The 12,338-nt window shown below is 51.4% G+C and carries 16 protein-coding genes; 10 read left to right on the top strand and 6 right to left on the bottom strand.

Annotated elements, in window-relative coordinates; translation table 11 throughout:
* Positions 1–149: 149 nt before the first annotated feature.
* The 3 genes from G4C92_RS07130 to G4C92_RS07120 form a co-directional block, all read right to left on the bottom strand.
* The gene (locus tag G4C92_RS07130; protein ID WP_274941874.1) at positions 150–476 is read right to left on the bottom strand and encodes a branched-chain amino acid transporter permease; all 327 of its coding nucleotides are present in this window, start codon (positions 474–476) and stop codon (positions 150–152) included.
* A 5-nt stretch (positions 477–481) separates the two neighbouring features.
* Positions 482–1,189, bottom strand: a complete 708-nt coding sequence (locus G4C92_RS07125; protein ID WP_274941873.1) for an AzlC family ABC transporter permease — start codon at positions 1,187–1,189, stop codon at positions 482–484.
* A gap of 236 nt (positions 1,190–1,425) precedes the next feature.
* A complete protein-coding gene (locus G4C92_RS07120; RefSeq protein ID WP_274941872.1) occupies positions 1,426–2,379 on the bottom strand; it encodes an L-lactate dehydrogenase in 954 nt (317 codons plus the stop codon).
* A 222-nt stretch (positions 2,380–2,601) separates the two neighbouring features.
* Here G4C92_RS07120 and G4C92_RS07115 point away from each other — a divergent pair, with 222 nt between their 5' ends.
* The 5 genes from G4C92_RS07115 to G4C92_RS07095 all read left to right on the top strand — a co-directional run bounded on the left by G4C92_RS07115 (position 2,602) and on the right by G4C92_RS07095 (position 5,772).
* Positions 2,602–2,868 (top strand): hypothetical protein, encoded by a 267-nt coding sequence (locus G4C92_RS07115; protein ID WP_274941871.1) that lies wholly within the window; start codon positions 2,602–2,604, stop codon positions 2,866–2,868.
* 311 nt (positions 2,869–3,179) lie between these two features.
* Positions 3,180–3,350 carry a hypothetical protein gene (locus G4C92_RS07110; protein ID WP_274941870.1) on the top strand — a complete coding sequence of 57 codons (171 nt, stop codon included), beginning with the start codon at positions 3,180–3,182 and terminating at the stop codon, positions 3,348–3,350.
* 72 nt (positions 3,351–3,422) lie between these two features.
* The gene (locus tag G4C92_RS07105; RefSeq protein WP_274941869.1) at positions 3,423–4,019 is read left to right on the top strand and encodes a hypothetical protein; all 597 of its coding nucleotides are present in this window, start codon (positions 3,423–3,425) and stop codon (positions 4,017–4,019) included.
* A 458-nt stretch (positions 4,020–4,477) separates the two neighbouring features.
* Positions 4,478–5,203 (top strand): MerR family transcriptional regulator, encoded by a 726-nt coding sequence (locus tag G4C92_RS07100; RefSeq protein ID WP_274941868.1) that lies wholly within the window; start codon positions 4,478–4,480, stop codon positions 5,201–5,203.
* 413 nt (positions 5,204–5,616) lie between these two features.
* On the top strand, positions 5,617–5,772 hold the full coding sequence (locus G4C92_RS07095; RefSeq protein ID WP_274941867.1) for a hypothetical protein: 156 nt from the start codon (positions 5,617–5,619) through the stop codon (positions 5,770–5,772).
* 107 nt (positions 5,773–5,879) lie between these two features.
* On the opposite strand, the gene G4C92_RS07090 is transcribed toward G4C92_RS07095, so the two are convergent.
* A complete protein-coding gene (locus G4C92_RS07090; protein ID WP_274941866.1) occupies positions 5,880–6,233 on the bottom strand; it encodes an ExeA family protein in 354 nt (117 codons plus the stop codon).
* 52 nt (positions 6,234–6,285) lie between these two features.
* Here G4C92_RS07090 and G4C92_RS07085 point away from each other — a divergent pair, with 52 nt between their 5' ends.
* From G4C92_RS07085 to G4C92_RS07065, 5 genes are all read left to right on the top strand, one after another.
* Positions 6,286–6,609, top strand: coding sequence for a hypothetical protein (locus G4C92_RS07085; RefSeq protein ID WP_330654835.1), 324 nt, complete (start codon positions 6,286–6,288; stop codon positions 6,607–6,609).
* Positions 6,610–6,659: 50 nt separating this feature from the next.
* On the top strand, positions 6,660–6,962 hold the full coding sequence (locus G4C92_RS07080; RefSeq protein WP_274941865.1) for an ADP-ribosylglycohydrolase family protein: 303 nt from the start codon (positions 6,660–6,662) through the stop codon (positions 6,960–6,962).
* Between the two features lie 105 nt (positions 6,963–7,067).
* Positions 7,068–7,235, top strand: coding sequence for a hypothetical protein (locus tag G4C92_RS07075; RefSeq protein ID WP_274941864.1), 168 nt, complete (start codon positions 7,068–7,070; stop codon positions 7,233–7,235).
* 32 nt (positions 7,236–7,267) lie between these two features.
* A complete protein-coding gene (locus tag G4C92_RS07070) occupies positions 7,268–8,449 on the top strand; it encodes a MalY/PatB family protein (protein ID WP_274941863.1) in 1,182 nt (393 codons plus the stop codon).
* A gap of 109 nt (positions 8,450–8,558) precedes the next feature.
* Positions 8,559–10,244, top strand: coding sequence for an RsiV family protein (locus tag G4C92_RS07065; RefSeq protein ID WP_274941862.1), 1,686 nt, complete (start codon positions 8,559–8,561; stop codon positions 10,242–10,244).
* A gap of 35 nt (positions 10,245–10,279) precedes the next feature.
* Here G4C92_RS07065 and cytX read toward each other — a convergent pair whose 3' ends face one another.
* Entirely contained in the window at positions 10,280–11,485 is a 1,206-nt protein-coding gene (gene cytX / locus G4C92_RS07060; RefSeq protein ID WP_330654834.1) for a putative hydroxymethylpyrimidine transporter CytX, read from the bottom strand.
* Positions 11,482–12,315, bottom strand: a complete 834-nt coding sequence (thiD, locus tag G4C92_RS07055; RefSeq protein ID WP_274941861.1) for a bifunctional hydroxymethylpyrimidine kinase/phosphomethylpyrimidine kinase — start codon at positions 12,313–12,315, stop codon at positions 11,482–11,484. The genes cytX and thiD overlap by 4 nt, the downstream gene beginning before the upstream one ends.
* Positions 12,316–12,338 lie beyond the last annotated feature (23 nt).

Here is a 12,338-nt window from a genome sequence, read left to right as displayed (position 1 = left end):
CGGTCTTCCTTTTGTCCATGTGTTAAGATGATAATAGAGCTCGTGGTTTAGATGCAGTGAGAGGAGAAAATGATGCCATATGATACATTAATGGAAGATATAAAAAAGTTTCCGAAAGAAGGATAGTACGAAAAGCATGGTCTTCCGGCTTAAAAAACAAGTTGCACGAGCAGCATATATGCAATCGTTCCTCCGGCGATGGATAACAGCATCTGCTTTTTCCAAAGATGAAGACCGGCTGTTATTCCGATCGCAATCAGCTCCGGGATGCCGTGTGTACCGGAGAGCAGGGAAACATTTTTCAGACAGTAGACCACAAGCATTCCAAAGACGGCACAGGGAAGCGCTTTTCCCAGATAGACAATATACTTTGGCGTCGGTTTCTTTGAAGAAAAGACGAGAAACGGCAGAAAGCGTGTCAGCATGGTGCCGAGAACGCAGATCACGATCGTGATGATTTGTTCGGATATGGTCATAGGACTCATATTTGATCTTCTCCTTCTGCATAAGATTTTTCGATCGGTTTTCTGAAAGCGGTCAGCAGTGTCAGTATCGCCAGCATGGCCGGCACCATAAAGGAATCAGGACCGAACATCATGAGACATATGGCGGCTGCGCCGATGCCGATCATCCCGGTGTATTTTTTCTCTTCTTTCATCCACTGATTCATGAAGATCGTCACAAACATAGCGGTCATCACAAAGTCAAGCCCCTTCGTATCGAATTTCAGAAGCGATCCGATTAATCCGCCGATCGTTGCACCGGAAACCCAGTAACAATGGTTCAGGAGCGTGACAAAAAACATAAACCATCCACGATCCACATCTTCCGGAATATTCGCTGTGTAGTTGATCGAGAAGGTTTCATCACACATTCCGAATATCAGATATGGTTTTTTCCATCCCATGCCTTTGAAACGATCCAGCATGGCGATCCCATAAAACAGATGTCTGGACTGCACAAGCAGTGTGACAGCCAGAGCGGATAATGGAGCAAATGAAGACATCAGCATCGAGACAACGAGAAATTCCAGCGAGCCGCCATAGATAAACAGGCTCATAAACATCGGATAGATGAAGGAAAAGCCGTTTACATTCATCAGAATCCCATAGGCAAGCGCCAGAAACCAGAACCCGGCAAAAATCGGAAGGGTGTATGGGAAGGCAGCTTTAAAAGCTTTGGCTTTCATAAACAGCTCCTTGAAAACAAAAAACATATTGCAGAATTCAGGATGAAAAGAAAAGCAGCCGAAACAACAATCTCAGATCAATCGGTGAGGTGCGTCTTTGGCTTCCTGTTGAATTCAGAGATCACGCATGGATCGACAGTAAGGCGCGAAACGATAAAAAATCGATTTCGGAAGCGCAGGGAAGCGGCAGCAGGAATCTGCCGCCGCTTCCGTTCCGGGCGCTTATCCGGCTGCCTTTACATCTCAAGTTCTTTATAAAACGACTTCAGCACGCCGGCTGACTTCTGAAGCGCGGCTTCCTCGTCCGGCTGCAGCTTGATCTCGACGACCTCTTTAGCTCCTGTCTTGTCGATAATGGTCGGAACGGACAGGAACACGCCGCTTAACCCGTACGCGCCGTCCACGTTTACGGAGACCGGATAGATCTGGTTCTCATTGAACAGGATGGATTTTACGATGGAGGTGGCCGATGCGGCTATGCCGTAGCAGGTATTGCCCTTGCGGTTGAAGATTTCCCATCCGGACTGCGCCGTCATCTTCAGCAGGCTCTGCTTTGTCGCCGTGCCTGTGCGCGGCGCGTTGTCGTTCATCACATCATCGATTTTCTTTCCGCCGATCGTGGCGGAATTCCATACGACGAATTCGCTGTCCCCGTGCTCTCCGCAGACAAAGGCCGAGACACTCTTCGCGTCCAGATCATAGAGCTTTGCGAGCTCGCAGCACAGTCTGGCGCTGTCCAGATTCGTGCCGCTGCCGATGACCTGCTTTGCCGGAAGTCCTGAGATCTTCCAGGCGTAATAGGTCATGATGTCGACCGGATTGGAGATCACGAGAATGATGCCGTCAAAACCGCTTGCCATCACGCTGCTCACGATGCTCTTCATGATCCGCATGCTCGGAGCAAGCATCTCAAGCCGGTTCGTTGAGTCCTTCGGCATGGGAGCGGACGCGGTGATGATGACGACATCCGCATCCGCGCAGTCCTTGTAGTCGCCTGCGTGAACATCGATATTCCGGTTCATGAAATAAACCGAATGCGCCATGTCCAGCGCCTCCGCGTAAGCCTTGTCCCTGTTGACATCGATCAGGACCACCTCTTCGCAAAGGCCCTGATTCAGGATGCTGTATGCAGTCGTCGAACCTACGTTTCCGGTTCCGATGACCACAACCTTCGAGTCCTTGAAACTCATATACTCCTCCTGTTTTCGGGTTCGCCGGGAAGCGTAATGCATGTCCCGCGTATAAACCCGGTTGTTTTGGCTCCATTATACGCTCATCGAGGCAGCAGGCAAGGATTACGAGTTGCGACTTCATTTAGCCATGGAGTCGGGACTCGGGGAATTTTTTCAACAAGGAAGGCGGCCGGCCATCATCACGTCTTGCCCGGAGATAACGCAAACGGGTGCGGGGTGATGGCAGCGGCTGCCGTTGACAAGAGGGGGTATTTGAATCGTTCAGCTGTGTCGGGTCTCCTGCGCCGGCCCGGCGATTTTCTGTACAGTCAGGCAGAGCAGGATCGTCAGAAGCATGTCCGGCAGGGTATTGCCGAGGGGCAGATCGGTTGTCATCAGGAAACGGTAAAGGGCAAAGCCGATGGCCCAGATGATCAGATTCCGAAGATTTATTTTTTCGGCATCATGATCCTGAATTATTCACCGTTACACGATGATTGCGGCTGAAAGCCGCATAGTTGCTTTGTTTTTTAAGCTTTTGCTTTCATCTGATAAGTGAACATAAAAAAGAGCTCGATATCTGGTAAAATGTGATTGTTCGAAGATCAACAAAACACCAGAGAAAGGAGCTCTCATGACGATCTTATCAACCACATCTCTTGAAAGCAATAAGCGTGTCAGATCGGTCTGTTGGAGTCTGCTGTAAAAGTAAAAGATAAAGAAGCCACTTTTGCCACAGGTCAAAGAAAATGGAGCCAAGGCACTCGGCATCGTATCCGGCATTGACGATATGATGAAAATGTTTGGACATTAAAGGTATGAAAGGAGTGGAGGTACTGTTTGAAAGGGCAGATGGAGAATATCAGAGGGGCGGAAAGAAGGAAGGTATTGCAATACGTCCAACGGAACCGGTATTTCATGAAAGGATCAGTGCTGCTCTTTCCATGAAGGTTGTGAGCAACAAATACCTTTTGAAGAATGAGGGATAGTAAATGTGTTTTAAGCGAAAAAAGAGATTACCGGAGCGTACCATAAACATATGGAACCGCCACGATTTTGCTATGGCAGGACTTGGTGAAAAGAGCAGGATAATTGCGATGATCAAGCATTTCGGGAGGTGTCTGAAATGGAGCAGACAGAGGGTTGTCCGAGGGTATGCTGATTGTGATGTATGGAGTATGTTTTCATATTTGCAGGAACTGATGCCTGACATGCTCCGGCATTTGAAGGATAATCGTCATGGTTCACCAAGTTACCTTGGGGAGAATTATACAAATGAAGATGGGATCCTTGTGAATGACACCTGTCATGCCGAATGGGATCAAATACTCGATCGGATGATTTTTCTTTGGAGGCAAACCGTTGAAGAAACCTGCTCCAAAAAGAATCCGTACGAAGATGAGTATATGAAAGCGTTCTCTGAATTTGATGAAAAGTACGGTTTTCTTGGCGAAAAGCTACAGACGAAAGCCGAACTGGAAGAAAACAAAAAACGGGGTGGCGGAGGAACAATCCATTTCATGGATGAAATACCTGAATACAAAGAAATCTATGAGAAGCATCGGGTAGAGGACGAAAAGCTTGAAAAATACAGAGAAGAATGCAAGGACGAGGCAATTGACATGTTGAAGGAATACTTTTTTTCTTTGTGGGACTGATATTTGTAAGTTCAGGGAGCGTTATGTATGAGCAGAAAAGGTGAAGCGAAAAAAGAAAAGCTGAAAGGCTAAGAAACAAAAAGTTGATAGAACGATATCCATGGATATGGCCTGTGGACTGGCATTACATGGATTTCAAAAGATTTCTTCGGGAGGAGATAAAGTGAAGCGAGAAAAATTGAATCTCGGAGAGTATGTTATCGCTGGATAAGCGAAGTAAGAAGGATCAGTGCGAGTATCACGCGAAGCAGAGACGCACCTGGGGTGAACTTAATCCCGTGACAAGGAGCGTACCGAGTGGAAAGACTTACAATCGAAAGAAAGAAAAGCAGAGGATCGGCAAAGAGTTCAGAAATGGATTTGATGCCGATCTCTTTTGCAGAATTATATATTTTTTGCTTGACTATGACGTAACGTAATAGTTTATGATGCGATCACACGTGAAGGAGATGATCGTCATGAAGACAGTAAATGAAGTGAGTAAGCTGACGGGAGTGAGTATACGCACACTGCAGTATTACGATAAAATAGGACTCTTAAAACCGGCGGAGTATACCGAGTCCGGATACAGGCTGTATGACGATGCGGCGCTGGAGAGACTTCAGCAGATTTTACTGTTTCGTGAGCTTGAATTTCCGCTTAAGGATATCAAGGATATCGTAACCAGATCTGATTTTGACAAGAGATTGGCACTTGATCAGCAGATAGAACTTCTTGAATTAAAGAAGGAACATATCGAAAATCTGATCAGTATGTGCCGTGGTTTAAGAATGAGAGGAGTGAGACATTTGGATTTTACAGCATTTGATTCAAGCAAATTAGACGAATACGCTAAGCGTGCAAAAGAACAGTGGGGTAATACTCCGGAATATAAGGAATTCGAAGAGAAGAACGGTAAGCGTTCAAAGAGCGAGGAAGAAAGTATTATGACCGATTTCATGAAAATCTTTGAAGAGTTCGGAGCTAGGAAGGATCAGGATCCTGCTTCTGCAGAAGTTCAGGATCAGGTAAGGAAGCTGCAGGGCTTTATTACCGAGCATTTTTATAAATGTACTAAGGAGATTCTTTCAAGTCTCGGTAAGATGTATGCCGGTGGCGGCGAATTCACCGAGAACATTAATAAGATGGGCGGAGAAGGAACTGCTGAATTTACTCACCGGGCGATACAGATCTATTGCGGATGATACAAATTTTTGAAAAAGGTAGGTTTTCGGCAGGAAAGTGGTAGGCTTTGAGTATTCTTTTTTCAAAAGTTCCGGGATGTCGTTATTCATGACGCGGGGTGTCTGCCCGTTTTTGATTTTCTTCCGCGGCGGAGTCTGGCTTGCTTCCGACCCGTATTCGCCAGCCGCCGCGGTAGGTTCCGTCTTTTACCACACTTACACTTCCTTTCTGCGTGCGGCATGGGGTTAATACCCTGTTTGAATTGGAAAAAACAGGTTGTTCGGCTTTTCGTCCAAACTGCATCACCTCCCCCATATAATTCTGACTGATCTGTTTCGCTCCTTACCGGGTAACCCTGCACACCTTCCCGAAGATGCGGAAGTCATCGCGGTCGGGATGCACCGGGATCGGCGCGTATTTCTGATTCAGGAAAATGAGAAATGTCAAAGCCTTAATCCGGGACAAAGCGGCCGGGGATGGCGATAAGGCGCAGATATTGATCATGTCCATAGACCTGGAAGATAATGTGGCCTTCAGGATCATAAAAGAGATGGAGATCATGGAGGATCATGTGTTACTGATTTCATGAACTGTCACGCAACTGCTTTCACAGGCTGTCACTGATCTGCTCATGTTTGTGTCATTACATTTTTGCAGTTTTCCGCCGGAGAACAAAATCCCCGGCGGAAAAAATCATTATTCATTTTTAGCGGCCAGCATTTCATGCTCAGCCACATAGCTGACCATGTGGTCATCGATCAGACGTTTCTGGTTCTGGTACGCATACATCAGACTCTTATCGCATACGCGGTTAATCATCCTCGGAATACCGGTGGAGATCTGGAACACCCGGTCAATGGCGGTGTCGGTGAAGATATCCTGCCGGCAGCCGGCATACCCCAGATGCGTCTGTATGTATCTTTCACAGTCTGCCCGGTCCAGTGGAGGCAGCGTGCAGTACATATCGATTCTCTGCCGGATTGCTGCATACCGCTGAAGTTTAAGCTTATTATTCCAGAGCTCAGTCTGTCCGACCAGCACCAGCGCCATAGGACTCTCCGAGTCAAAGCGGTAGTTCAGGATTTGTACAGCGCCATCGTCTTTGCTTAAGCTTCAGGACCAGCTTATAGGAATCCTGCAGGACCGGATGATTGAGCACCAGAAGGAGAAGTGCCACTGGGAGTTTCTGTTCCTGGGAGCTGATATCGATGCAGTATCTGTGGCCGACCGGTTCGGAATCCGGGCAAACCGTGCTGTCCGGTATGAGCATGACAGTGCAGGGACACAGCTGAACTTTGAAGTGTTGGAGAAAGCGGTCCGCTTTGCAAGGTGTGCAACGTCCGCGGCACAGATGTCAGAGGCCCTGGACGATGAGGCGATTCTGGAACCGATCCGGCAGGATTATAAGAAGAAACACCGGAAGTAAGATGGTATGTCAGGGAGATGCTGTCGGTACTGAGAAAAGGGAGGAGCCGGATGAATAAAAACAAGAACGGGATATGGCTTGACGGGATCATGGGCGCCGTGATCGGCTGCGGCTTGTATTCCTTCATGGTCAGAGAGATTCTGAGGGCGGATGCACTGCTCACAGCAGTAAACCTGGGCGAGGATACTGGTACAGTCGGCGCAATCTGCGGTGGATTGGCCGGGCTCTTTTACGGTTATGAAGATATTCCGGCGAACTGGCTGGCGGTGATTGAAAGACGGGAATGGATTGAAACACTATGCTGTGGAACCGAGGAACAGAAAGCAGGCGCAAGAGTGGGACTATATGAGTGAAGGACAAAGCCTGTTGAGATTTTTAAGGAGATCTCCCGCAAATGCAGGGATATTCCACAGCTTTCGGATTGAATCCTTGCCTCTGCAAGGGGAAGGAAGCTTTACATGGAGAAGGATGTGCTGCCAGAGAAAACCGGAACCAGGAAGAAAAAGGCTGAACTATTGAATTTTCAACGTGCATGCTCATCGCTGCGTCACTGTGTCAATTTCTTCGAGCATAGGGAAGAGCATTCATGTTATGATGAGATCAAAGAAGGGTGGCTGCACCCTTAACCGGTACATACAGGACAGACGGAGGATTGATGATGGCGGAGAGAAACCTCGATTTTAACATGTATGTGGATCGCAGAAACACTGACTGCCTGAAATATGACTTCGCAAAGCGCAGAGGGCTGCCGGAGGATGTGCTCCCGCTCTGGGTTGCGGACATGGATTTTCGAACCTCGTCCTATGTGGAGGAAGCTCTGGTGGAGCGCGCAAAAAACGGCGTGTTCGGATACACTGAGTCCGGGGAGGATTATTTTCAGGCGGTCGCCGGCTGGATGGAGCGCCACCACAGCTGGAAGGTTCGACAGGAGTATCTGATCAAGACACCTGGCGTTGTGTTCGCGCTGGCGATGGCAGTCAGGGCCTTCACGAGGGAAGGAGATAACGTCCTCATTCAGCAGCCGGTCTACTATCCGTTCAGCGAGGTGATTCTGGAGAATGGGAGAAATGCGGTCAGCAGCGATCTCTACCTTGGAGAGGACAATCGCTACCACATCGACTTTGAGGATTTCGAGCGCAAGATTGAAAAGAACGACATCGGCCTGTTTCTGATGTGCAGTCCGCACAATCCGGTCGGAAGAGTCTGGACACGCGATGAGCTGATGAAGATCGGGGAGATCTGCGTCCGTCACAACGTCATTGTCGTCAGTGATGAGATCCACAACGACTTCATATTCGAGGGAGAGCACCATGTTTTTGCGACGCTGAGCCCTGAGCTTGAACAGATTTCAGTCATCTGCACGGCGCCCAGCAAGACCTTCAACCTCGCCGCGATGATGCTGTCGAATATCTTTATTCCGGATGTCCATCTGCGAAAGCGTTTTCTGAGGGAGGTCAGTGCAGCAGGAGTGAGCCTTTTGTCAGCCTTTGGACTGACGGCCTGCCAGGCGGCATATGAGCACGGGGAACAGTGGTATCAGGCGATGCTTTCCTATGTAAGGGGAAATATCGAGTATGTGTATCGCTACGCGCAGGAGCATTTCAAAAAGATCCGGGTGGTCCATCTGGAGGGCACCTATCTGATGTGGCTGGATTTTCGGGGGACGGGACTGTCGTCCGGGGAGATTGACCAGAAGATCATCTATGAGGCAAAGCTGTGGCTGGATTCCGGAAAGATTTTCGGAAGTGCCGGAAAAGGCTTTCAGCGGATCAACACCGCCTGCCAGCGCGCTACCCTCGAGGAGGCGATGGAGCGGATCCGGAGAACCTTCGAAGCGTAAGTCGGCAGCACCAGAGGGCGTAAGTGGGAAGGGAGGAGAATAGAAGGCGATCCGGGCGCGGAGACTGTCTCTGCTGACAGAGGGAAATTGAGGAAAGGAGAGAAGGAAAATGGCAGACAAAAAACGTACAGGCCGCCTGATCACGGAAGTTCTTTGCACAGGGCTGATCGTTTGGAGTTTCGTGGCGGGACCGGAAGCAGTCATCCTGGCATCCGCAGACATGATGACCTGTGGAGCGGAGACGGACGCTGAGATGGAAACGGGGGCGGAGACTGCCTTACTGCTTCATCCGACGCTTCGAAGTCACGCCAGGGATGCCAGCGGGCAGAGCGGAGAGGAACTTCTGGCTCGGATTTCATACCCGGAGATTCATATCCCGCAGGAAGAGACGCGCTTTTCTGCCCTGAGCAGTGCGCTTTCCCGGTATAACAGTCAGAAGGAGGCGTCCAGCCTTGAGACATTGAGGACACTGGCAGAGTCGGCGAAAGAAATCCACAGGAATGGCGACACGGATCTTTGCTGCTTCCAGGGATGCGAAGCGCAGATTGCCAGGGCGGATCAGATCGCTTTCAGCGTCATCGAAAACGAATCAGAATATCTGGGAGGGGCTCACGGCTACTACGAGAAAAGCGGAGTGACTTATGACAGTGAGCGCGGACAGCTCCTTGCGTTCTCCGATGTGGTGCAGGACTGCGACGCGGCAGCGGAGCGTGTTGTGCAAAAGCTCTCGCAGGAATATCCGGCGCTGAGCAGTCCGCCGGAGAAGGAAAAGCTGGCTTCTTCCATGAAGCAGAAGGATGCCGGACAGGATCAGCCGGTTCTTTTTCACTGGTATCTGACCTCACTTGGCGTGCATCTTACCTTTCCACCTTACAGTCTGGGATGCTATGCGGAAGGGCAGCAGGAGATCCAGCTTTCCTTCGAGGAGGATCCGGGTCTGTTTAACCCGAGATACAGCCGGATCCCGGAGACGTTTGTCGTTCCGTTTGACCGGGATACGGGCATCTGGGCGGATGTCACAGGGGATGGAGCAGTTGACCGCATCGCAGTCAGCGGGGATATAGACGAGACCGGTGCATACCGGAATTTCACCGTCAGTGTGAACGACCAGGCGCTGACGCTTTCAGAATTTCCATATTACAGCACGGAGCTTTATCTCATCAGGTCGAACGCCCGCTATCAGCTTTATGCTTTCTGCAAGTCGGATAATGATTACCAGATCCTGAAAGTATTCTCACTTGGAAATGGGGAACCGGCTGAGCAGACGCCGCCTCCTGCAGATGAGGAAAGGCAGGATCCGTACAATCTCGGAGTGAGATCGTTCGGAACCGATGGCGGGGATGAGGCGGAAGAGACTGACCAAAGCGGCCGCAATGAGTGTGCATACCATTATGAGACGGATGCATTGACCGATCCGGACAGCATGCGGCTTTCGACCCGGATGGATGCCATGAGCACCTATCAGGCGTATAAATCCTATTCGGCTGGGGAGGGGTATCCGCTCAGCAGCGAACCTTATTATCAGGCAGACGCAGAACACATCTGGCTGACATTGAAACAGGCGGCCGAATTTGAGACCGTATCGGAAAGCGGCGAGCAGACCGGAAAGGCCTCTTACCCTGAGGGCACCGTGTTCACGATTCTGAGGACAGATGGCGCCGGGGTGGTGGATCTGAGACCTGCAGCAGGAGGAGATGAGATCGCGCGGGTGAGCGTCGATTTCTCAGACTGGCCGCAGCAGGTCTGTGGTTTCGAACTGGAGGCGCTTTTCGACGGACCGGTGTTTGCCGGCTGAAGGCTTTACGAAACTTGCAAGAAAGCAATAAAGGATTATTTGTGTCCGGCGATTTTCTGTACAGTCAGACAGAGCAGGATCGTCAGAAGCATGTCCGGCAGGGTATTGCCGAGGGGCAGATCGGTTGTCATCAGGAAACGGTAAAGGGCAAAGCCGATGGCCCAGATGATCAGATTCCGAAGATTTATTTTTTCGGCATCATGATTCTTCTTCAGAATGAAGAAGTCTGCAATCTGGATGGCAATCATCGGGGCGAAGACAGAGCCGATCAGATAAAGGAAGCCGGTGATGTCGTCCATGTTGAAGAGGGCGGCGCCGAGTGTCCCGATGACCGTGACGACCGCGGCGATCGTCTTCCCTTTTCCGCTCAGCCGGCCGTCCAGAGACTCGGCTGAAATGCCGGCGGACCAGGCATCCAGAAAGGTAGTCGTGACGGTGGAGAGAATCAGGATGATCAGGGCTGCGACGCCAAGACCTGCCTTTGCCATAATCCCTGCGATGTCGGACTGGCCGGTAAACAGCGCAGCGCCCAGTCCGATCACATACATCCAGACAGAGACGAGGCCGTAGACCAGAACACTTGCCAGCGTGGCCCGTCCGGGTGCCTCCGCTTCCCGGGTGTAATCGCTGATCAGCGGAAGCCAGGAAAGCGGCATCGCGACGGAGAGCTCCACAGCCGCGCCGAAGGAGATGGAGGAAGGCTGGGCGGCTTCCGGGAGCATGCCGTGCCGGAAGACCACGCCGCTCAGAACCAGCGTCAGGATGAAGAGCGCCGACATCGCGATCCGGTTGATCCAGCCCAGATTGGTGAGACCGACCAGGATCCAGAGCAGAATCAGGCCGCCAATGACCAGTGCCCAGACCCAGATGCCGGCTTTGAAAAGTTCGTTGACGGCTCCTGCACCGTCGTAGATCATGATGGCCGTCCATCCGACGAGCTGAAGAATATTCAGAAGGGCGAAGAAGATTCCGCCGAGACGGCCGAAGCTCATACGGGTGGTTTCCATGGCGCTTCGGCGGGTGCGCCCGCCGATGATGCCCGCGAAATACATCATCAGGCAGCCGATCAGATGGCCGGTCAGGATCGCAGCCAGTCCCTTCCAAAAGCCAAGCGGCGCGAGATAGGTGCCGGTCAGGATTTCGGCGATCGAGACGCCGGCGCCGAACCAGACGAGGCCGGACTGGAGAACGGTCATGTGAAAGCGGCCGGATCCGCTGCTGTTATTTTCCTGATTACTCATTCTGATACCTCACTCTCTGACTGGGGACGGGCAAATTCCATGTAGGGGCCGGTGAAGCAGAACGCGTGATTCATCGGACCGCTGCCGTGTCCGAGATCCAGCATCGCCGACAGAGCGCCGCTGATATAGTCCTTGGCTCTCTGCACGGAGCGATCAAGACCGAAGCCTTTTGCCAGATTGGCGGCGATCGCGCTTGACAGCGTGCATCCGGTGCCATGGGTATTCGGGTTGCAGATGCGTTTTCCTCTGAACCAGCGGAAGCTGCCGCTTCGGTACAGGAGGTCGTTGGCATCGCTGATCTGGTGGCCGCCTTTGCAGAGCACGGCGCAGTGATACCGGTCACTGATGCAGGCCGCGGCCGTGATCATCTCTTCCTCAGACCGGATCGGCATTTCGGAGAGGACCTCAGCTTCCGGAATGTTGGGCGTCAGGACGGTGGAGAGAGGCAGAAGCTCCTGCTTCAGCGTCCCGATCGCGTCCTCGCTGATCAGTCTGGCGCCGCTGGTGGCGACCATGACCGGGTCGACGACGATGTAAGCCGGCTTGTAATACCGGAGGCGATCCGCGATCACCCGGATCAGACGGCTGTCCGATACCATGCCGATCTTCACGGCATCCGGGAAAATATCCGTGAAGACCTCGTCCAGTTCCGCTTTCAGAAACTCCGGCGTCGCATTCATGATGGCGGTGACACCGGTTGTATTCTGAGCCGTCATGGCCGTGATGGCGGACATCGCGTAGACACCGTTGGCCATCATGGTCTTGATATCCGCCTGAATGCCGGCGCCGCCGCTTGAGTCTGAACCGGCGATTGACAATGCAGTTCTCATTCGTTTTCTCCTTTTCTTGGTGG

Source organism: Chordicoccus furentiruminis (assembly GCF_019355395.1).
Taxonomy (GTDB): Bacteria; Bacillota; Clostridia; order Lachnospirales; family Lachnospiraceae; genus Chordicoccus; species Chordicoccus furentiruminis.
This window is presented reverse-complemented; position numbering and strand designations above follow the sequence as displayed.

Bases quoted from the DNA above. Each gene is read 5' to 3' on its own strand.
- G4C92_RS07130 (WP_274941874.1), bottom strand. From the start codon at position 476: ATGACCATATCCGAACAAATCATCACGATCGTGATCTGCGTTCTCGGC.
- G4C92_RS07125 (WP_274941873.1), bottom strand. From the start codon at position 1,189: ATGAAAGCCAAAGCTTTTAAAGCTGCCTTCCCATACACCCTTCCGATT.
- G4C92_RS07120 (WP_274941872.1), bottom strand. From the start codon at position 2,379: ATGAGTTTCAAGGACTCGAAGGTTGTGGTCATCGGAACCGGAAACGTA.
- G4C92_RS07115 (WP_274941871.1), top strand. From the start codon at position 2,602: ATGGCAGCGGCTGCCGTTGACAAGAGGGGGTATTTGAATCGTTCAGCT.
- G4C92_RS07110 (WP_274941870.1), top strand. From the start codon at position 3,180: ATGAAAGGAGTGGAGGTACTGTTTGAAAGGGCAGATGGAGAATATCAG.
- G4C92_RS07105 (WP_274941869.1), top strand. From the start codon at position 3,423: ATGGCAGGACTTGGTGAAAAGAGCAGGATAATTGCGATGATCAAGCAT.
- G4C92_RS07100 (WP_274941868.1), top strand. From the start codon at position 4,478: ATGAAGACAGTAAATGAAGTGAGTAAGCTGACGGGAGTGAGTATACGC.
- G4C92_RS07095 (WP_274941867.1), top strand. From the start codon at position 5,617: ATGAGAAATGTCAAAGCCTTAATCCGGGACAAAGCGGCCGGGGATGGC.
- G4C92_RS07090 (WP_274941866.1), bottom strand. From the start codon at position 6,233: ATGGCGCTGGTGCTGGTCGGACAGACTGAGCTCTGGAATAATAAGCTT.
- G4C92_RS07080 (WP_274941865.1), top strand. From the start codon at position 6,660: ATGAATAAAAACAAGAACGGGATATGGCTTGACGGGATCATGGGCGCC.
- G4C92_RS07075 (WP_274941864.1), top strand. From the start codon at position 7,068: ATGGAGAAGGATGTGCTGCCAGAGAAAACCGGAACCAGGAAGAAAAAG.
- G4C92_RS07070 (WP_274941863.1), top strand. From the start codon at position 7,268: ATGGCGGAGAGAAACCTCGATTTTAACATGTATGTGGATCGCAGAAAC.
- G4C92_RS07065 (WP_274941862.1), top strand. From the start codon at position 8,559: ATGGCAGACAAAAAACGTACAGGCCGCCTGATCACGGAAGTTCTTTGC.
- cytX (WP_330654834.1), bottom strand. From the start codon at position 11,485: ATGAGTAATCAGGAAAATAACAGCAGCGGATCCGGCCGCTTTCACATG.
- thiD (WP_274941861.1), bottom strand. From the start codon at position 12,315: ATGAGAACTGCATTGTCAATCGCCGGTTCAGACTCAAGCGGCGGCGCC.